This is a genomic window from Stenotrophomonas sp. PS02298 (assembly GCF_029959445.1).
GTDB lineage: Bacteria > Pseudomonadota > Gammaproteobacteria > Xanthomonadales > Xanthomonadaceae > Stenotrophomonas.
On sequence record NZ_JASCOR010000080.1, the window covers coordinates 1 to 19,325 of the forward strand.

Annotated in this window: 21 protein-coding genes and 1 other RNA gene; 7 read left to right on the forward strand and 15 right to left on the reverse strand. The window is 63.6% G+C overall.

Translation table 11 applies throughout. The features are described 5' to 3' along the window. Positions 1–118: 118 nt before the first annotated feature. From QMX78_RS12750 to QMX78_RS12760, 3 genes are all read right to left on the reverse strand, one after another. Positions 119–2,188, reverse strand: a complete 2,070-nt coding sequence (locus QMX78_RS12750; protein ID WP_282270080.1) for an EAL domain-containing protein — start codon at positions 2,186–2,188, stop codon at positions 119–121. Positions 2,189–2,397: 209 nt separating this feature from the next. Further along, positions 2,398–3,588, reverse strand: a complete 1,191-nt coding sequence (locus QMX78_RS12755) for an NAD(P)/FAD-dependent oxidoreductase (RefSeq protein ID WP_282270082.1) — start codon at positions 3,586–3,588, stop codon at positions 2,398–2,400. Positions 3,589–3,594: 6 nt separating this feature from the next. Continuing rightward, positions 3,595–4,143, reverse strand: a complete 549-nt coding sequence (locus QMX78_RS12760; protein ID WP_282270084.1) for a YaeQ family protein — start codon at positions 4,141–4,143, stop codon at positions 3,595–3,597. A gap of 63 nt (positions 4,144–4,206) precedes the next feature. Between QMX78_RS12760 and QMX78_RS12765 the strand changes: the two genes are divergently transcribed. Then, positions 4,207–5,076 (forward strand): pseudouridine synthase, encoded by an 870-nt coding sequence (locus QMX78_RS12765; protein ID WP_282270085.1) that lies wholly within the window; start codon positions 4,207–4,209, stop codon positions 5,074–5,076. Positions 5,077–5,079: 3 nt separating this feature from the next. Here QMX78_RS12765 and QMX78_RS12770 read toward each other — a convergent pair whose 3' ends face one another. Continuing rightward, positions 5,080–5,565 (reverse strand): YaiI/YqxD family protein, encoded by a 486-nt coding sequence (locus QMX78_RS12770; RefSeq protein WP_282270086.1) that lies wholly within the window; start codon positions 5,563–5,565, stop codon positions 5,080–5,082. Positions 5,566–5,874: 309 nt separating this feature from the next. Here QMX78_RS12770 and QMX78_RS12775 point away from each other — a divergent pair, with 309 nt between their 5' ends. The 6 genes from QMX78_RS12775 to QMX78_RS12800 all read left to right on the forward strand — a co-directional run bounded on the left by QMX78_RS12775 (position 5,875) and on the right by QMX78_RS12800 (position 10,259). Beyond that, the gene (locus tag QMX78_RS12775; RefSeq protein WP_054659637.1) at positions 5,875–6,084 is read left to right on the forward strand and encodes a cold-shock protein; all 210 of its coding nucleotides are present in this window, start codon (positions 5,875–5,877) and stop codon (positions 6,082–6,084) included. A gap of 163 nt (positions 6,085–6,247) precedes the next feature. Next, entirely contained in the window at positions 6,248–6,940 is a 693-nt protein-coding gene (locus tag QMX78_RS12780) for a glutathione S-transferase (RefSeq protein WP_282270091.1), read from the forward strand. A 51-nt stretch (positions 6,941–6,991) separates the two neighbouring features. Then, complete coding sequence (locus QMX78_RS12785) at positions 6,992–8,554, forward strand: YdiU family protein (RefSeq protein WP_282270093.1); 1,563 nt, start codon at positions 6,992–6,994, stop codon at positions 8,552–8,554. Between the two features lie 14 nt (positions 8,555–8,568). Beyond that, a complete protein-coding gene (locus QMX78_RS12790; protein WP_282270095.1) occupies positions 8,569–9,111 on the forward strand; it encodes an adenine phosphoribosyltransferase in 543 nt (180 codons plus the stop codon). 33 nt (positions 9,112–9,144) lie between these two features. Next, entirely contained in the window at positions 9,145–9,927 is a 783-nt protein-coding gene (locus tag QMX78_RS12795) for a thioesterase family protein (RefSeq protein ID WP_282270097.1), read from the forward strand. After that, on the forward strand, positions 9,927–10,259 hold the full coding sequence (locus QMX78_RS12800) for a hypothetical protein (protein WP_282270099.1): 333 nt from the start codon (positions 9,927–9,929) through the stop codon (positions 10,257–10,259). Before QMX78_RS12795 ends, QMX78_RS12800 begins: the two co-directional genes overlap by 1 nt. A 7-nt stretch (positions 10,260–10,266) precedes the next feature. Here QMX78_RS12800 and QMX78_RS12805 read toward each other — a convergent pair whose 3' ends face one another. The 11 genes from QMX78_RS12805 to QMX78_RS12855 form a co-directional block, all read right to left on the reverse strand. Continuing rightward, complete coding sequence (locus QMX78_RS12805; protein ID WP_282270101.1) at positions 10,267–11,604, reverse strand: acyl-CoA thioesterase/BAAT N-terminal domain-containing protein; 1,338 nt, start codon at positions 11,602–11,604, stop codon at positions 10,267–10,269. Between the two features lie 113 nt (positions 11,605–11,717). Further along, the gene (locus tag QMX78_RS12810) at positions 11,718–12,425 is read right to left on the reverse strand and encodes a LytTR family DNA-binding domain-containing protein (protein WP_282270103.1); all 708 of its coding nucleotides are present in this window, start codon (positions 12,423–12,425) and stop codon (positions 11,718–11,720) included. Beyond that, on the reverse strand, positions 12,422–13,513 hold the full coding sequence (locus QMX78_RS12815) for a histidine kinase (RefSeq protein ID WP_282270106.1): 1,092 nt from the start codon (positions 13,511–13,513) through the stop codon (positions 12,422–12,424). The genes QMX78_RS12810 and QMX78_RS12815 overlap by 4 nt, the downstream gene beginning before the upstream one ends. Positions 13,514–13,549: 36 nt before the next feature. Next, complete coding sequence (gene dbpA, locus QMX78_RS12820) at positions 13,550–14,926, reverse strand: ATP-dependent RNA helicase DbpA (RefSeq protein ID WP_282270108.1); 1,377 nt, start codon at positions 14,924–14,926, stop codon at positions 13,550–13,552. A gap of 87 nt (positions 14,927–15,013) precedes the next feature. Continuing rightward, positions 15,014–16,009, reverse strand: a complete 996-nt coding sequence (locus QMX78_RS12825; protein ID WP_282270110.1) for a C13 family peptidase — start codon at positions 16,007–16,009, stop codon at positions 15,014–15,016. A 187-nt stretch (positions 16,010–16,196) separates the two neighbouring features. Continuing rightward, the gene (locus QMX78_RS12830) at positions 16,197–16,484 is read right to left on the reverse strand and encodes a hypothetical protein (protein WP_282270112.1); all 288 of its coding nucleotides are present in this window, start codon (positions 16,482–16,484) and stop codon (positions 16,197–16,199) included. A 246-nt stretch (positions 16,485–16,730) separates the two neighbouring features. Further along, positions 16,731–17,243, reverse strand: a complete 513-nt coding sequence (locus tag QMX78_RS12835; protein ID WP_282270118.1) for a GNAT family N-acetyltransferase — start codon at positions 17,241–17,243, stop codon at positions 16,731–16,733. Between the two features lie 42 nt (positions 17,244–17,285). After that, complete coding sequence (locus QMX78_RS12840) at positions 17,286–17,705, reverse strand: transcriptional regulator (RefSeq protein WP_282270120.1); 420 nt, start codon at positions 17,703–17,705, stop codon at positions 17,286–17,288. An 8-nt stretch (positions 17,706–17,713) separates the two neighbouring features. After that, complete coding sequence (locus tag QMX78_RS12845) at positions 17,714–18,016, reverse strand: type II toxin-antitoxin system HigB family toxin (protein ID WP_343239262.1); 303 nt, start codon at positions 18,014–18,016, stop codon at positions 17,714–17,716. A gap of 271 nt (positions 18,017–18,287) precedes the next feature. Further along, positions 18,288–18,641, reverse strand: a transfer-messenger RNA (tmRNA) gene (ssrA, locus tag QMX78_RS12850). 100 nt (positions 18,642–18,741) lie between these two features. Then, on the reverse strand, positions 18,742–19,325 hold a 584-nt coding region (locus tag QMX78_RS12855; protein WP_282270126.1), incomplete at its 5' end, for a hypothetical protein.

The following is a 19,325-nucleotide window of genomic DNA, read 5'->3' on the forward strand; positions in this document are numbered from 1 at the left end:
GGCGGGAGAGGGGCTAGCAATGCTTCAGCTCGTAGTGGACTGAGCCCCTCTCCCGCCTGCGGGAGAGGGGTTGGGGTGAGGGCAGCTCTTGGCGCAAACAAGCAGCCCACAGAAACCATCAACCAAACTCAAAATCCATCTGAGCCGTCGGCGGCCCGACAAAATCGCCTTCCACGTAATCCACGCCAGCGCTGAACAACAGGCTCATCGTCGACGCATCGGCAACAAACTCGGCGATGGTCAGAATGCCCGCAGACTGTGCCTTGGTGGTGATTTCCTGGGTCTTCTCCAGCTGTTCCTTGGCCAATGCCGGATCAGCGGTGAAAGCACTGTCCAGTTTGAGGAAGCCTGGCTGGAAGTGCGCCAGCAGCTGGAACGAATCCAGCCCCGAGCCAAACTGCTCCAGGCCAACCTTGCAGCCCAGCGCTGTGACATCTGCCAGGAATTGCTGCGCATTGCGCAGGTGGGTGAATACCTTGGCCTCGGGAATCTGCAACCACAGCTGCGCGCCTTCCACACCTTCGGCCTGCAGGCCGCTGCGGATCACCGTCAGCAGTTCGGGGTCGGAGAAGGACTCCGGGGTGATGCGCACCATCAGGTGCGTGCGATGACCCGCGCGGCGACGCTCGCCCAGTGCGCGGATGGCGTTGGCCACCACCCAGCGGTTGATCGGGGCCAGTAGTTCATGTTCCTGCGCGATCGGCAGGAAGCTGGGCGGGCCCACCATCTCGCCGTTGTTTTCCATCTGCAGCGAGGTGTCGTAGAGCTGGATCGGCTCGCCCATCAGGTTCAGCACGGGGCGGAAGCGCAGATGGAAGCCATCGCCGGACAGCGCTTGGCGGATGCGCTGTACCCAACTCTGGATGCGCTCCTCCTCGACACGGTCGGCCGCGCCTGGGTCGAACACCTTGAAGGTGTTGCCGCCCAGTTCGATGGCGGCGCGTGCGCAGTCATTGGCGCGGTTCAGAACCTGGCCAACGCTGGCGATCTTCTCGCCTACCTGCACGCCGCCGATGCTGACGGTGACGGTGGCCGAGCGTTCGCCGATGCTGAACACCGACGATGCAAAGGCGCCGCGTACCCGTTCAGCCATCTGCGAGGTATGTGTGTAATCGCCTTCGGTCAGCAGGGCGAAGTTGTGCTCGCCAAAGCGTGCCAGCTGCGCGTCCTCGCCGATTGCATGGGCCAGTTTCTGGCCGAGCGCTGCAATCAATGCATCTGCCGAATCCAGGCCGATATCGGGCAACAGGCGTGCGTAGTGATCCGGTTCGACCAGCAGGAAGCCGTACTGGCCATCGCTGCGCCCAACCTGTGCGACGGCCTTCTCCAGCTGCACCATGAAGGTCGGGCGGTTGAGCAGGCCGGTGACCTGGTCGCGCTGGCGCAGGGCTTCGACTTCGCGCGCCAGTTCCGGGTCAAACTCTTCGCGGCGCCGGAACACGATCTGGAAACAGCTCTCGTCTTCATAGGTGGCAGCGGTGAATTCCATCGTCGCCGGGAAGGTGTCGCCATCCTGGTTGCGTGCGTGCACTTCGTATTGCGGTGGCGGTGCTTCGCCCTTGCTCAGCGACTTGAGCAGCTGCTTGAAGTTCTCCACATGCTGCGGTGCCACCATGTCCAGCAGCGAGATGCCTTCCACATCCTCGAACGACTCGAATCCGAACATGTCCAGATAGGCTTCGTTGGCGCGGATGTGCATGCCTTCGTGGATGTAGGCGATGGGATCGCGCGAGGAAGAGATCAGCGCGTCGCAGCGGCGCTCGGTCTCGCGCATCTGTGCCTCGATCCGGCGCAGGCCGCGTCGCGCCTGCAGGTCCGTCCATTCGTTCTGCACCACCGACAACAGGTGATCCGGTTGCTGGCGTAGTGCGATGGCGCGGATGCCATTGGCGGCCGAGTCCAGCAGCATCTGTGCATCAATGCTGTCGGTCAGCAGGATCATCGGGATGTCCTTGCCGCTGGCCGCGACCTGCTGGGTGAGCACCAGTTGCGGAATAACGTAAGAGTTGGCCGCCAGCACCAGGTCGATGGGCTGGCTCAGCGTCTGGCTCAGCTCCTCGACGCTTTGCGGCCGCGACGGGCGTACTGCGATGCCGCTGTTGCGCAAGGTGCTGACGATGGCCTCGGCGCTCTCGGCACTGTCGTCAACGATCAGCAAGCGCAAGGTGATGTCTTTGGCGTTCTGCATTCAGGACTCCCGGGGGACGGGGTTTAATACACGATGCACGGCGCTGGCGTCTATGCGCAGATCGCTTGCCTGTGACGTACTCCCGTGAGTGTAGTCCCAAGGCTGCCGTCAGGACGCTGTCGCCAGCGGTCGCGGCGCATGCCGGCAGGTGCCGTGCCCGAGCATGTGCCGGGCATGGTGAGTTGATGAATCCGGATTGATGAATCGGCTTACACCGCCATCCCGGCAGCACGTCCAGAGGCCCAGGCCCATTGGAAGTTGTAGCCGCCCAGCCAGCCGGTCACGTCCAGTACCTCGCCGACAAAGTGCAGGCCGGGTACCAGTTGCGATTCCATCGTCGAGGAAGAAACCTTGCGCGTGTCCACGCCACCCAGGGTGACTTCGGCGGTGCGGTAGCCTTCGGTGCCGCTGGCGACCAGCGGGAAATCGGACAGCAGGCTGGCGGCGGCCTTGAGCTCGGGCTCGTCCATCTGCCGCATCGGCTTGTCCTTCAGCCATTGCTCGCACAGGCGCAGGGCCAGCCGCCGCGGCATCACTTCGGACAGCACGGTGCGCAGCTCGGAGGCGCCGCGCTCGCGCTTCATCTGCCGCAGCCATTGGGCTGCATCGTGATCGGGTAGCAGGTCCAGCCGCAGGTCATTGCCCGCCTGCCAGTACGAGGAGATCTGCAGGATCGCCGGGCCGCTGACGCCGCGATGGGTGATCAGCATGGAATTACGGAAGCTCTTGCCGTTGCAGCGCGCCTCCACCGGCAGCGCAACGCCGCTGAGCTCGGCGAAGCGTTCCTGGTGGGTGCCGCTCAGAGTCAGCGGCACCAGCCCGGCACGCGTCGGCAGCAGCTCATGGCCGAAGTTACGGGCCACTTCGTAACCGAAGCCGCTGGCGCCCATGCTCGGGATCGACAGCCCGCCGGTAGCGATCACCACCGAGGCGCTGTGGAATTGCCCCTGCGCGGTACGCACGTGGAAGCCATCGGCGCCGCGCTCGATCTGCTGCACGCCGCAATCGGTGCGGATCTGCACGCCGGCGTCGGAGCACTCGTCCAGCAGCATCTTCACGATCTGCTTGGAGGAAATGTCGCAGAACAGCTGGCCCAGCTCCTTCTCGTGATAGGCGATGCCGTGGCGTTCGACCATCTCGATGAAATCGGCCGGTGTATATCGCGCCAGCGCCGACTTGCAGAAGTGCGGGTTGTTGGAGATGAAGTTGGCTGCGGTGGTGCCGGTGTTGGTGAAGTTGCAGCGGCCGCCGCCGGACATCAGGATCTTCTTGCCAACCTTGTTGGCATGATCGATCACCTGCACGATGCGGCCGCGCTGGCCGGCCGTGAGCGCGCACATCAGCCCCGCGGCGCCAGCGCCGATCACCAGTACGTCGCAGCGGATTAGCTTGTCAGCCACTACTGCTTACTCCGCCGGGCGCTTGCGCCAGACCGGGATCACGTCCAGCTGGATGTGATCATTGAGGATCTGCACCTCGCCATCCTGGATCAGCACGCTCCAGCGCATCGCCCGTTGCACCTGCTCACCCCAGCGTTCGACGAACGCGGACGGCAGGTCGATCACCGACAAATTGTTGAAACGGGTCAGGTGCTTGCCCTGCTTCTGCCACCAGATATCGGAGGCATTGCCGCCGTAGTTGACGATCTGCACGCGACGGCTGCGGTTGCAGGCCTTGCGCACGCGTGATTCGTCCGGGTGGCCCAGGTCGATCCATTGCTCGATGTCGCCGGTGTAGTCCAGCTGCCACAGGTCCGGTTCGTCCTCGCTGCTCAGGCCCTTGCCGAATTCCAGCCGGTCCTCGGCGTTGAGGGCGAAGGCGAGCAGGCGCACCATCAGGCGCTCGTCGGTCTCGGAGGGATGCTGGGCCAGGGTCAGGTTGTGGGTCGCGTAGTAACCGCGGTCCATGTCGCTGATCTGCAGCTCGGCCTTGCGGATGGTGGCGGTGAGGGCCATGGGAATACCGGGTACAAAGACCGCCCATCATAATGCCTTGCCCTGCAACGGACCCGCCCCGACGTGCCTGATCATGATCTGCCCAGCCGCCTGCAACTTGCGCCAGGCCCGTGGACCAGCCTGCTGGAGGGTTTGTGCGCGCGGTTTCCGGCGATAAGCCAGGCGCAATGGCTGGACCGGTTTGCGCGCGGGCGGGTGCTGGGCGGCGATGGCCGGCCGCTGCTGCCGGCGCAGCCATGGCGGGCAGGGCAGGAGATCCAGTACTTCCGTGAGGTTGCCGACGAGCCGGAGATACCGTTCGCCGAGCAGATCCTGCACCAGGACGAACACCTGCTGGTAGCCGACAAGCCGCATTTCCTGCCGGTCACCCCGGCCGGGCGCTTCGTGCGCCAGACCCTGCTCGCGCGATTGATCGCCAGCACCGGCAATCGCGAGCTGGTGCCGCTGCACCGGATTGATCGTGGCACTGCGGGACTGGTGTTGTTCTCCTGCAATCCGCAGACGCGCGCCGCCTACCAGCGGCTGTTTGCCGAGCGTCGCATCGACAAGGGCTATGAGGCCCTGGCCCCGGCCCTGCCGACGCTGCAGTTCCCGCTGCAGCGGAACAGTCGCATCGGCTGCGGCGAACCGTTCTTCCGCATGGTCGAGTTGGCGGGCGAGGCCAATGCCTTGAGCCAGGTGGATGTGATCGAGCGGCGTGGCGATGTGTGGCATTACGCCTTGGAGCCGGTGACTGGGCGCAAGCACCAGTTGCGAGTGCACATGGCCGCGCTGGGAGCGCCCATCATCGGTGACGATTTCTACCCGCAGGTGATCGAGCGCGCGCCGGAGGACTACCGGCAGCCGCTGCAACTGTTGGCGCGGCGCTTGGCCTTCGTGGATCCACTCACCGGCCAGCAGCGGGAATTCCGCAGTGTGCGTGAGCTGGTGTGAGCTTCAGCGCCGCTGCGCCAGCCAGCGGTCGAGCTGGGCCGCAAAGGCTTGGCGGTCGCGCGCGTGCAAGGTGGCCGGGCCGCCGGTCTGAACGCCAGCACCACGCAGTTCTTCCATGAAGTTGCGCACCGATAGCCGCTCGGCGATGGTATTGGCGGTATAGAGCTCACCGCGCGGATTCAGTGCGACGGCTTGTTTCTCCAGTACACGCGCTGCCAGCGGAATGTCCTGGGTAACGACCAGGTCGCCGGGATTCACCCGCTCGGCAATGGCGTCGTCGGCAACATCTGGCCCACCCGGCACCTGCATGGCACGGATGAAGCGCGAGGGCGGGGTGCGCAGCCATTGGTTGGCGACCAGTACGGTCTCGAGCTTGGCCCGTTCGGCGGCGCGGAACAGGATTTCCTTGATCACCACGGGGCAGGCATCGGCATCGACCCAGATCCGGGTGGGTGAAGGAGTGGCGGAAATGGCGTCTTCAGGGCTCATGCCGCGCAGTCTATTGGATTTTCGGACTTTGCCGGTTCCGGGCTATCGTCAGAAAATTGACTGTTTTCAGCGACTTAATGGACGAACTGAATCAAATTGGGTTTCTGAATACGGTAATTATCGCTTTTTGGAACAAAGCGGCGTATTGTCCATCCCACTGTGCTTGCAAGGGTCACCGTGAATCGTGGCCTGATGCAGTTGATCTTCTTGATCGGCTCATCGATCCGCTTTACCAACGCCTGCAACTCAGTCTCGGCCCCGATATCCGGTGGCCGCGATTATTTCAACTTATGTTTCAGGAGTTAGTACATGTCTGATCGTCAGACCGGCACTGTCAAGTGGTTCAACGACGCCAAGGGCTTCGGCTTCATCACCCCGGAAAGCGGCCCGGACCTGTTCGTGCATTTCCGCGCCATCCAGGGCAACGGCTTCAAGTCGCTGCAGGAAGGCCAGAAGGTGACCTTCGTCGCCGTGCAGGGCCAGAAGGGTATGCAGGCTGACCAGGTGCAGGCGGTCTAATCGACCCCTTGCTACCGTAAGGTCGCTTGGAACGCCGGAAGCGAAAGCTTCCGGCGTTTTTATTTGTGTTTTCGCATCGGGCTTCGCCTTGCCCTGACGCTGCGTTCTGCAGGTGTTGGCTAGGATGTTGTCTCGTGTCGATTGAATGACGTTGGAGCCAGCGATGATCACCGTGCACCATCTGGAACAATCGCGTTCGCAGCGCGTGCTGTGGATGCTGGAAGAGTTGGGCCTGGCCTACGACGTGGTCAGCTACAAGCGTGACCCCAAGACCTGGCTGGCGCCGCCGGAACTGCGCAAGGTACATCCGCTGGGCAAATCACCGGTGCTGCAGGACGGCGCACTGATCCTGGCCGAATCCGGTGCCATCCTGGAATACCTGGCTGACCGCTATGACCTGCAGCGCAGCCTGTCGCCGCAGCCCCTGCCAGTGGAGGCGTCGGAACGCCTGCAATATCACTACTGGATGCACTACGCCGAAGGCTCGGCGATGCCGCCGCTGGTGATGAGCCTGGTGTTCGCCAAGGTACGCAAGGCTCCTCTGCCATTTTTCGCCAAGCCGATTGCCCACAGCATCGTCGACAAAGTGATGAAGAGCTTCATCAGCCCACAGCTGCGTCTGCACCTGAACTGGATGGAGCAGGCCTTGGGCGAATCCACCTGGTTTGCCGGCGAGCGTTTCAGTGCGGCTGACATCCAGATGAGTTTCCCGGTCCAGGCGGCGGCAGTCCGCGCCGGTCCCATGACGGACTATCCGAAGCTGCAGGCTTTCCTGGCCCGCATCGCCGAACGGCCGGCCTATCAGCGAGCCGAGCAGCGTGGCGGCGCGCTGGATCTGATCGGCGGCGCTCGTTGAGTACGGCGGGCCGCGCTTGCAGCATGGCCCGGCAGTCCCCACTTTCAGATGATGAACGACACGCCCCCGCTATTTGATAACCGCTTCCAGCGCGAGCTGCCCGGTGATCCTGAAACCGGCGCGCGCCGCCGCGAGGTGCTGGGTGCCGCCTGGTCGGCTGTGATGCCGACGCCGGTGGCTGCACCGCGCTTGCTGGCGCACTCGGCTGAGGTCGCAGGCCTGCTTGGCTTCGCCCCGACAACGATTGCCAGCCCGGAGTTTGCCGAGGTCTTTGGTGGCAATGCCTTGTTCGCCGGCATGCAGCCGTGGGCCGCCAATTACGGCGGCCATCAGTTCGGCCATTGGGCCGGACAGCTTGGCGATGGCCGCGCCATCTCCTTGGGCGAGTTGCTGGCCGGCGGCAAACGTTGGGAGCTGCAGCTCAAAGGTGCGGGTCCCACGCCGTATTCGCGCGGCGCCGATGGCCGAGCGGTGCTGCGTTCGTCACTGCGCGAGTTCCTGTGCTCCGAGGCCATGCATCATCTCGGTGTGCCCACCACCCGCGCATTGAGCCTCGTCGGCACCGGCGAGGCGGTGATGCGCGACATGTTCTACGACGGCCATCCGCAGGCCGAACCCGGTGCGGTGGTGTGCCGGGTCGCGCCGTCGTTCATCCGCTTCGGCACATTCGAGCTGCCGTCGGCGCGCGGTGATGTCAGGCTGCTGCGGCAACTGGTCGAGTTCTGCATCGCCCGTGATTTCCCCGAGCTGCAGGGCAGTGGCGAGGCGCTGTACGCCGACTGGTTTGCGCAGGTCTGCACGCGTACCGCGGTGATGGTCGCGCAGTGGATGCGGGTCGGCTTCGTACACGGCGTGATGAACACCGACAACATGTCGATCCTCGGTTTGACCCTGGATTACGGCCCTTACGGCTGGGTCGAGGACTACGATCCGGACTGGACGCCGAACACCACCGATGCGCAGGGCCGACGCTACCGCTTTGGCACGCAGATGCAGGTGGCGTACTGGAATCTGGTGCGATTGGCGCAGGCGTTGTCGCCTTTGTTTGCCGAGGTTGCACCTCTGCAGGCCGGATTGGATGGCTTCCGCGCGCGCTACGAGGCGGAAGAGCGTGCGCATCTGGTCGCCAAGCTCGGCCTGGGCGAGTTCCGCGACGGCGACGCCGAGCTGATGGCGCAGTTCCAGCAGCTGCTGCAGGAAGGCGAGATGGACATGACGCTGGCGTTCCGCGCCTTGGCGTCCATTGATATCGACGCGCCGGAGATTGGCCCGCTGGAGCAGGCCTTCTACTCGCCGGCTGCCCGCGAGCAGGTGCTGCCGGCACTGACCGACTGGCTGCAGCGCTACGCCGCGCGGGTCCAGGGCGCAGGGCAGTCGCCGCAACAGCGCCTTGATGCCATGCAGGCTGCGAACCCCAAGTACGTGCTGCGCAACTGGCTGGCCCAGCAGGCCATCGACCGTGCCGAACAAGGCGATATGGCCGGAATCACGGACTTGCTGGACGTGATGCGGCATCCTTACGACGAACAACCCGGGCGCGAGGCTTTTGCCGACAAGCGTCCGGAATGGGCGCGCAACCGCGCCGGCTGCTCGATGCTGTCGTGCAGCTCCTGAGCACCTCTCCACGAATGACCGATATGACTTCCTCTGCCTACCCCGAATGGTCGCGTCCGATCCGCGACATCGCCGACTTCCCCAAGCCCGGCATCCTGTTCAAGGACATCATCCCGCTGCTGGGTGATGGCGCCTGCTTCCGTGCCGCCGTTCAGGCCATGGCCGAGCCGTGGCGTGACGCCGGCCTGCATGCGGTGCTGGGCGTGGAGGCACGCGGCTTCATCCTCGGCACCGCGCTGGCGCTGGAGCTGGGCGTGGGCTTCGTGCCGGTGCGCAAACCGGGCAAACTGCCGGGCGCAACGCTGAAGCAGGAATACGCGTTGGAGTACGGCACCGATCGCATCGAAGTCAGCGTCGGCGCAACCCCGCCGGGCGCGCGCGTGCTGCTGGTCGATGACGTGCTGGCCACCGGCGGTACCTTGCTCGCCGCCTTGCAGTTGGCTGCGCAGCTTGAGGCGCAGGTTGTTGGCGGCGCAGTGTTGGTGGAGCTGGACGGCCTGGGTGGCCGTGAGCGCTGGCCTGATGGTTTGCCGCTGGCCGCTACACTGGTTTACTGAGCACCTGATCCACCCCAATCCGCGGAGTCCCGAATGCCGACGTTGAGTGAGCTGCTGTCTTCCTTCGATGGTGAACAAGGGCTGCTGCTCCCTGACAGTTGGCGACAAGGACGCACCGCCTACGGCGGCGTGCTCAGTGCGCTGGCGGTGGCCGCGGCGATGCAAAACCATGCAGGCGTGTTGCCGCCATTGCGCGCGATGCAGGTGACCTTCATCGGGCCTGCAGCCGGCCTGCTGCGTTTCGTGCCGGCGGTCCTGCGTGAGGGCAAGTCGGTGGTGAATGTCGGCGTGGATGTGTACTCCGACGATGCATTGGCGGCACGCTTGTCGCTGGTATTCGGGCGCGCCCGCGACAGCGCGGTTGCGCATGATTTCGCTGGCGAGCTGCCGGCCAAGGGGCCTGCCGCGTACCGCGACTTCGATATGGCAGCGATGCCGTTCGCGCCGGCCTTCACCCGGAACTTCCAGATGCGTCCTGCCGGTGGCGCGATGCCGGTGTCGGCTGCGGAGATTCCCGAGCTGCTGACCTGGATTCGCCATCGGGATGCCAGCGGAGTGGATCCTGCCGTGGCTCTGATCGCGATGGGCGATGCGATGCCGCCGGCAGCGTTCACCAGTTTCCAAGCTGCTGCGCCGATCAGCTCGATTACCTGGAACGTTGAGCTGCTCGATCCTTCGCCGCAGGGCGAATGGTTCCTGCTGCGTTCCTTCAGCCAGCATGCGGCTGACGGTTATTCGTCGCAGGACATGCAGGTCTGGGATGAGCAGGGCCGGGTGGTGATGCGCGGCCGCCAGAGCGTGGCGGTGTTCGCCTGATGCGCGCCATGCGTGTGTTGGGTGGATTGGCGCTGCTGCTGGCGATGCTCGGCTGGACTGCGTGGTTCGTGATCTGCAATGTGTATGAGTTCTCGCCGGCGCTGGACCCGGTGGCGTTTGCCTGCGGCTGGTTGTTGAGCGCGGTGCTGGTCTGGCGCGTGTTCCGCCGTGTTGCCTGGCCGATGTTTGCGCTGGCGACCTGCATCGGCGTGTACCTGCTGCTGATCCATCGCGGCATGGGCGAGACCACCGCGCTGGCGCTGTTTGTCGCAGCCAGCGTGGCGATTGTTGCCGCGGCATTCCGGGCAACGCCGCGCGCTCGCGCGGCCTGAGGCAGGTTCAGCGGGTCAGCCGGATGTCCCCTTCGGCCAGCGCCTGCCGCAGGAATGCCAACACTGCCGGGCCGCTTTCCCGGTCGGCGCGGGCATAGCCTTCGGCAGTGCCGCCAACCGGGATGTAAGGACCAGTGTCGCTGCGGAAGGTGGTGGGCTGCAGGAAGGGCGTGATCAGATGACCGGCGTCGGAGTAATACAACAGGGCGTCCGCTTGCGGCGCGCTGCGGCGCTTCAGGCGCTGCATCGCCAATGCCGCCATCTCGCCGGAAACACCGAGCTGATCGTCACCACCTGCGACCAGCAGCAGCGGGCCGTTGATGCGTTCGATCGGCAGCATCGCCTGCTCCAATGCTGCCGCGTGTGCACCAGGCTGATTCCAGTTGAGCTGTTCCACGTAGGGCAGGAACGGCAGGTCGCGGCCACCAACGCTCAAGGCAGGCTCATCCACGGCGCGGAAATCGGCCGGCTGTACATCACGGCGGATACCGCGGAACGGTGCGGGACTGCCTACCCATGACACTGCCGCCTGCAGGCGCGGATCATGCGCGGCGGCTGCCATTGCCACGATGCCACCCCAGGAACCACCCATCACGCCGACCTTGCCGGCAAAGGGTTGGGCGCGCAGCCAGCCGACCGTGTCGCTGACCGGGTCGATGGGGACGCGAATCAGATCCTTGGGCAGTCCGGGCATCCGGTAATAGGCAACAGCCACGGCGACGAAACCGTTGGACGCCAACCAGGCGGCATATAGATTCGCGGTGTCGATGCCGCCTTCGGCGCCGCCGAGGGTGATGACCACTGGATGTCGGCGGCCATCGTCCAGCGCACCAGCGGGGTGATAGAGATTTCCCACCACGCCATGCAGCTGCAAAGGCGTGGCAACGACGTTGGCTGCATTGATCCGCCGCAGCAAGGTCTGTTGCCCGATCCGTTCGCCATCGACGAAAGCCTCCAGTTGCATCGTTGCTGGTGCATAACGCAGGCCGTCGGCATCGCTGCGCATCGGCAGTGGCGTGGGTCTGCCTTTACCGGCTTCCGGCCGCATCGACCAGAACAATCCCATTCCATCGACACCCGCGTAGCTGCCAGCCTCGGCGCCTGCAGTGGCGGTATCGGCAATGCCGTTGTGATCGGCACGGTAGTTTGCGTGCGCCAACCATCGATTCCCGCTGCTGTCCTGCATGGAAAGTTGCAGTTTCACAGCTTGGGTTGGCAGCAGTCCGGCAACGCTGATCTGCACCGGTTGATCGGCTGGACCGTCCACGGGATGTACGCGCAGTTCGGCGGCAAAGGCCAGGGAGCTGCAGCTGAGCAGCAGCGGAAGCAGGAGATGCTTGAGCATGGGTGTTGTGAACGAGGAGCGGCCCGCGATGTTGCCGCTGCTGGAAGTGCAACGGAACAACTGGACGCCACCAATGGCGCAGGCCGTGCCGGGCTTGGCATGAGCCGTGCGTCTCAGCCGGCCGTGCCCATCTTCGATTCGAAGGCGTCGCGGTGCAGCCGGCTCAGTGGTAGCTGCGTGCCATCCAGCAGTTCCAGCGTCGCATCGCCATTGCGGCGTGGCAGCAGACAGCGCACCCGTGCGCAATTGACGATGACCGCGCGCTGTACCTGCACGAAGCCGGCCGGCGCCAGCTGCTCGGCGAGCCGGCCAATGCTCTCGCGCAACAGGTGCACCTGCTTGCCGACATGCAGGCAGGCATAGTGGCCTGCGCTGTCGATGTAGTCGATGTCTGTCGGTGACACGTAGTCGCTGCGGTTGCCATTGCGGATGCATAACGGTGCCAGCGGGTTGATGGTCTCGCGTGCAAGATGCCTGCGCAGCCGGTGCAGTGCGACAGCAAGACGGTTGGCATCCAGTGGCTTGGGCAGGTAATCGAGCGCGCCCAGTTCGTAGGAGGCCAACGCATGTTCTGCATGGGCGGTGGTGAAGATGATCGCCGGTGCAGGTGCGGCCAGGCTGCGCGCGAGCTGCAGGCCGTCTTCATCGGGTAGCTGGATGTCCAGCAACAACAGCTCGACCGGTTCGGCAGCCAGCAGCGAACGGGCCTGGGCGATGCTGGGCGCTTCGCCGACGATCTGGATATCCGCATGCGCGCCCAGCAGATGACGCAGCTTTTCGCGGGCCAGTGCGACGTCGTCGATCAGCAGGGTGCGGATCATGCGGCGGGCTCGCCGCTGGCAAGCGGCAGCTGGATGTTGACCTGGAAGTGCGCACCGTCGCATTGCGCGTGCAGCGTGGCACGCTCGCCGTAGATCGCCTGCAGGCGTTCGCGGCTGGCTTGCAGGCCAATTCCCATGCCGCCTGCGGCATCGCCAAGCGGGTTGCGGATCTGCAGGTGAAGCAGACCGTCGCGCGACTCGAACTGCAGGTTGATCGTGGCCTCGTCTGTGTCCGAGGTGCTGGCGAAGCGCACGGCGTTTTCGATCAATGGCTGCAGCAGCAGGCTGGGCACGCGCGCATCCCAAGCATCGGCGCTGGCCTGCAGTTGCACCTGCACTGGCTGCTGCTGCAGTAGTCGCTGCAGTTCGATGAAGGCCATCGTCTGCGCCACTTCCTCGCGCAGGGCGACGAAAGGTTCGCTCTGCAGCAGGTTGCGCAACAACTCACCCAACTGCGCCAAGGCAGCGTCGGCGCGCTCTGCATCGCGATAACCCAGCGCGCCGATCGCATTGAGTGCGTTGAACAGGAAGTGGTGATTCAGGCGCGCCCGCAATGCTTGCTCGCGCGCCTGCGCCAGCAGCTCGCCACGGCGGCGATAGCGGCGGATATAGGTCAGTGCCTGGCCGATGCCGATGACAGCAACATAGGTTGGGAGCGCGAACAGGCTGGTGGCGACAACCGCATGCAGCCAGCTGTCGGGCAGCGCGCGGGGCAGCGCCAGCTGCGAGAGGTAGTAGCCAAACATCCAGCCCATCAGCGACAGCGCAGGAATGATGCCAATGCCGGCTGCCAACAGCTTGCCCGCTGCCCGGGCATCGCTGCCCATGCCCAGTGGCCAGCGTGCGCACAGCCGCCAAAGACCAGGCGTTGCCAGCAGCCAGGGGCTGTAGATGCCAAGCAGGAACAGCAGGGAACGCATCAGCTCGACGGGAGCCAGACTGCCAGCGGAGGGGCCGGTGAGCTGTACTGCCGGCAGGGTGACCAGGATCAGCAGCAGCCAACCCGCGGATACCGCACGCCACGGAAAGGCCGTGGCGTGCGTATCAGCCGCATTGCTGGAAGAGCGGGTGTCCGGCTGGGAAGTCATGCGCACGTTCAAGCGCCGGGCTGGGCCGGCGCCTGATTACATCTTGCGAACGCGGAAACGCTTGCCCTTGATCTTGCCGGCTTCCAGGCGCGCAAGAGCTTTGCCGACCTGCTCACGGGCAATGGCCACGTAGGAGCGGGTAGGGAAGATGTCGATCTTGCCAATCGCCTTGGCCGACAGCCCTGCATCGCCGGTCAACGCACCGAGGATGTCGCCAGCGCGCAGCTTGTCGGTCTTGCCGCCATCGATGCGCAGGGTGGTCATCGCTGCCTGCGGCAGTTCTGCAGGACGCGCGGTTGCCAACGGGGTCTTCTGCCAGTTCAGCGGCTTGCCCTGCTGTGCTTCCAGTGCATCGGCGCGGCTGCGTTCGCGGCCGGCGACCAGGCTCAGTGCAAGACCATTGCGACCGGCGCGGCCGGTGCGGCCAACGCGGTGCTGGTAGGTGTCGATGTCGGTCGGCAGCTCGTAGTTGACCACGGCAGCGAGGTCCTCCACGTCCAGGCCGCGTGCGGCCACGTCACTGGCGACCAGCACGTTGCAGCTGCGGTTGGAGAACTGCATCAGCACTTCGTCGCGGTCGCGCTGTTCCATGTCGCCATGCAGCGCCAACGCCGAGAAGCCGAACTGGCGCAGCGAGTTGGCCACTTCGTCCACGTCCTTGCGGGTGTTGCAGAACACCACCGCCGATTCCGGCGTATACCTCAGCAGCAAGCCGCCGAGTGCCTTCTGGCGGTTGGCCGGCTCGGTTTCGAAGAACAGCTGCTGGATGGCCGGGGCTTCGGCCTGGCCATCGACAGTGACTTCGGCGGGCTCGTTGAGCAGGGCGCGGGCCAGTTCGCGGATCGCTTCCGGGAAGGTGGCCGAGAACAGCAGGCTCTGGCGGTCCTTGTGGGTGCGACCGGCGATCTCGCGGATCGGCTCCTCGAAGCCCATGTCGAGCATGCGGTCGGCTTCGTCCAGCACGAAGCTGCGGACCTGGCCCAGGTTCAATGCGCGCTTGCGCGCCAGTTCCTGCACGCGGCCGGGGGTGCCGACCACGACCTGCGGGTCATGTGCTTCCAGCGAGGCCAGCTGCGGACCCAGCGGCATGCCGCCGGTGAGGATCAGCAGCTTCAGGTTGGGGATGCCGGTGGCCAGCTTGCGCAGCTGCTTGCCGACCTGGTCGGCCAGTTCGCGGGTAGGGCACAGCACCAGCGCCTGGGTACGGCTGACGGACAGGTCGAGCCGGTTGAGCAGGCCCAGGCCAAAGGCGGCGGTCTTGCCGCTGCCAGTCGGGGCCTGCGCGATCACATCGCGGCCTTCCATGATCGGCGGCAGGGCCAGCGCCTGTACCGGCGTCATCGAGGTATAGCCCAGCGCGTCGATGCCAGGAGCGAGTGCCGGCGACAGCGGCAGGGAAGAGAAGTCAGTCATGCCGTATTTTCGCAGAAGCCGGGCGGCGGCGCTTGCCTTCCTGAATGGGTAGCCCGGTCGGCTTCATCCAGTGCCGGTGGGGCGGAATCAGCTCTTGCGATTATTGGTGACAGGTTTGCTCCTGGGTGTGACGGTCTTGGCCCCGGAAGGGCGCTGGTATACGAAGGGATAGGGCACGGCAGGTGTGTCCGGCAAGCCTGCACGCCATTGTTCGAGCACAGTAGCCACGGCCTTGCCGGTCTTGAACTGCGGTTCGGAGGGGAGCTCGCCTTGTTCCTTCTCGCGGCGGCGCACGCTGCCTGCAGCCAGTGTGTAGGCGTGGGCGAAGTCGTTGGTGGCGTTCAGGGCCTCGACCAGGAAGGCGCGGCCAAACCAGGTAGCGCTATCGGTATTGCCGCAGCCAAAGGATGGGCGGTCCTTGCGCGCGGCAGTGATCACCATGCGCTGCGGAGACATCAGTGCCGGTACGAAGGCGCCCGAGAAACAGGCCGAGACCACGATCACCGCATTGCCGATCTGGGCTTGATCCAGCATCCGCGCCAGCTGTGCCGGCGCCAGATAGTCTTCCTGGTCGCGGCCGGTGTGCAGGTAGACGCTGTTGTCATGCAGGCCGTGGCTGGTCAGGTAGAGGAACAGCACGTCTTCATCCGGGTCCAGCTTCTGCCCGAGCCCATTGAGGGCATGGCCGATGCTGTCGGCGGTAGCCAGAACCTGCGGAGGACCGCCATGGCCCAGGGCAGGCTGGTTGACCAGGCTGATCATGCGGCCTTCGGCACCCCAGCGCGTTGCCGACAGTTGCCGCAGGTAGGCCACTTCATTGGGGAATACGTCTTCGTCGGCATCGCCGGCCACGCCGAGTACATAGATGTCGGTCACGCCGGGGCGCTGGGCTGGCAAGCCCGCCAATGCGGCGTCCAGCATCGTGAGCTGGCTGCCTTCGAGTTTGGGTGTGGTAGCTTGCCGCTCGGGTGCTGCGGCGGCGCCGGCGAGTGCAGGGCAAACCGCAGAGGCTGCCAAAAACACGTTGGCGACGGCTTTCATCAGCCGGGTAGAGGAATGCTGGGAACCGCGTTGGGCTGCCATTGCCGTAATCCATGACGGTGGGTATGGCAGCACGATCAAGCTGACCGTGCTGCATCCAGTGCGCGCCAGGAGGCGGCCTTGGTGGCTATGGTGCCGGAGTTGGCGCCTGGATGCGTAGTGGATGCTTTTGCAGGTGTTGGGACCGCGCGCCGTAGCTGGCGCAATCCCGTAGCGGTCAGTGCGACGCTCAGTCCGCCAGCGATGACCAGTCATAGGCCAGGGCGCATTTCTTCCTGAGGTTCTCAAGTTGTTCTGCGGCATTGATGGCGCTGTTGGCGCGGTAGACCAGGTCCTCCAGCCTGCACAGGACGTCGGCCTGCTCGTCATCGTCCGGTACTACCTCGACAATCCGGTCGACAAGCTGGTGCATCTCCAGCAGCTTCTGTTTGCGCTCGTATTCGCCAAGCGCGGTAGCGTCCTGCACGACCTGCTGTGCCAGAACGTCGAAGTGATCGCGCAACTTCTCGTAGTCCATACAGCACCTGCTGTTATGACTGCCAGCCAATAGCCTGTAATGGTGCTGTCGGGGATACCACTACCACAATGAGGGATACACCTTACTTGGCCTAGGATTTATCTGACAAAGCCGTTGTCGAGGGGCTGGAAGGGCGCCCAAGGGACTTGCATCGCCAACCAGGTGCCGGCGTCGATATCGACCTCAGCGTAATGGGGATGGAGTTATCCCGGGCGGCTGGCCAGTGTTGCCAACATCGGCGTTGTCTTACGGTGAGATGGCGTAGATGTAGAAGTCGTTGTCCCGCGCCCACCCGAGCGCTTCATAGAGTCTTTGCGCTGGGATGTTGTCCTTCGCGGTCTGCAACTCAATGCGTCCAGCACCAAGCCCCTTCGCAACAGAAACCGCAGCAACCATCAGTTTTCTTGCCACGCCCAGGCGGCGAGCGTCTGGAGACACGAACAGGTCGTAGAGAACGTAGCTTTTGGTAGCACCAACGGAATCGAACAGCGGATAGAGTTGGGTGAAGCCGAGAAGACTGCTGGTGGAATCAGCCGCAACCAGGATCAGGGAGGATCCCTCCCGCAGACGGGCACCAATGAACTCCCGGGCCAAGCCGGGATTGGAAGCTTGACCATAGAACTGCCGGTAGTGATCAAAGAGCGAGGCGACGGGCTCCATGTCAGCAGCGGTGGCAGGACGAACGGAAATTTCCACTTCTATCTCCTTGCGATTGGTTCTGATGGCTTCGGCGAATCGCGGTTCGTCAATCTGGATCATCACATTCCGCCACGCGGGAGCGGGGTCTGGTGCCCACCTGAGCTACGAGACGGGCAGGGCAGGACGCTGACCTACGGAGGCCGCAGACAATGAGGCTTGGGAAGGGGGGCAGGCTGCGACAAGGCTCTCTACGGGAATGCCAAGGTTCCTGTGTAGCTTGCGGATCATTGGGAGTGTCAGCTCGCGCTTGCCGTTCAGTACCTCATATACCCGGTTCGGCTGACCAATGCTGGAGACCAGGTCCTTTACCGTGAGCCCAGATTGCTCCATGCGGAATTTGATGGCCGCAATAGGATTGGGCGCTTTAAGCGCATAGTGTTTTGCTTCATAAGCCTGCACCAGCGTGACGAGGACATCGAGGCGATCACCCTCTGGAGTGTCAGGAAGGGCCATCATCAGGCCGTCGATTTCGCCGAGCATTGCACGGTAATCGGCTTCATTTTTAATGGGTTTGATATCCATGGATCACCTCAAATGGTTTGAGCGTCGATGGCGTCGTACTGCGGATGAGTACCAATGAAACGCACGTATACGACTCGGTAGTGATAGTTGATCCAGACGATCAACCTGTACTTGTTGCCTGCGATGTTGAAGACAACTCTGCTGTCCTTGAGGATGCTTGCACTGCCGAAATCCAACTTGACCTCCGCTGGCTGGCTCCAGTCCGAGGCTGCAATATGTTTGTACAAAGCCATCGTCGGCTCTTCGGCATCGGCATATTCAGGTTTGTCTTGCCAGAACGCCTTGAGCGTCGAAAGGGCTATGACTCGCATGGTGGCAACCATAGTCCCAAATTGGGACTGTGGCAAGATGCTGTTAGTCCAGAGTCGTCGGTTGGTCAGGCCCCGCCCTTCCAGGAACTAGAGCCAAGGGGCCTTCCAGCGCGGGCAAGTGGAGCGTCGGGATGAAGCCACAGCGCGAGAAGCTTCCTTCCAAATGCCCAAGGGCACTCCCGCAGTCGCGTGGACGCGGAAACAAAAAAGGCCGGAAACCCATGCTGCTATTGGGTTTCCGGCCTGATCGGGACCTTGACGGTCCATCTAATGGTGGAGGTGGGCGGAATTGAACCGCCGTCCGAAGGCACTCCATCCCCGGCACTACATGCTTAGCTCACCGTTGGGTCTCGTCCTGTGGCAGCACGGTGTGCAAAGCGCACCCCAGGACCAGCCTGTTTTGGTTAAGCCGTGACTGACAGGCAGCCGTCACAGCCGGTTCCGTGATAATGACCCTACATCCACGAGCACGGGCACAAGTGGGTTCGGGGCTTACGCCTTAAGCGGCGAGAGCGTAGTTGTCGTCGTTGGCAACTAGAGTTTTGCAGCTGGATTTACGAGGAAAGCTACCCCCTCGGCATGCGCCAAGCGACTTCACAACCCCCGTCGAAACCAGTGCACCCCCGGTTTAACGTTGATTTGTAACGACTTTTGGGTGAAACGTGACGAAAAGCTGCCAAAAGTCTCGCTGACGGGGTGGATGCTACAGGGAAAAGCCTGAACAGTCACTGGTTGGAGCAGGGGGGGCACTCAACCCGTCTGGGTCTGGCGATCGTTCCAAGGCTGTTGTGGAAGACCATCCCATTGCGGCCTGGCGATTCGGGCCACCTTGGATGGGGTAGATGTGAAGGGCTGATTCGCAAGTTCACGAAGTCTTCGATGTCGTCAGTCGCAAGGTGATCCACCCTGGTCACCAGTGCTGAGTCGCGCTCGTTTAAGTCCCCCAACGAGCACAGCCAAGCAATTGGAAAGAACTTCATCACCGAGAAAAGCACGCCGTCGTCTCCAATAACGGCCTCCTTCCTGGCCAACGCTCGCCCCACAATCTGCGGCTGGTACGGATAGACCCAGTAGTAGAGGCGGAGATCGGCCGGAAAGAACTGATCTAAGTTGAGGAAATAGTTGGTTTTCAGTTCAGCGAATGGGCCGATTTTAAATGTGCCCAAGCCATGAGCGAGAAGACGACGTTCCCCCGATTTTGAGTAGCGCGGCGATTTGGAGTTCAATCCCCAACGAGACGGAGATTGGACATGAAGAAGCGCTTTTCCGAAGAGCAGATCATTGGCTTCCTGCGTGAGGCAGAGGCCGG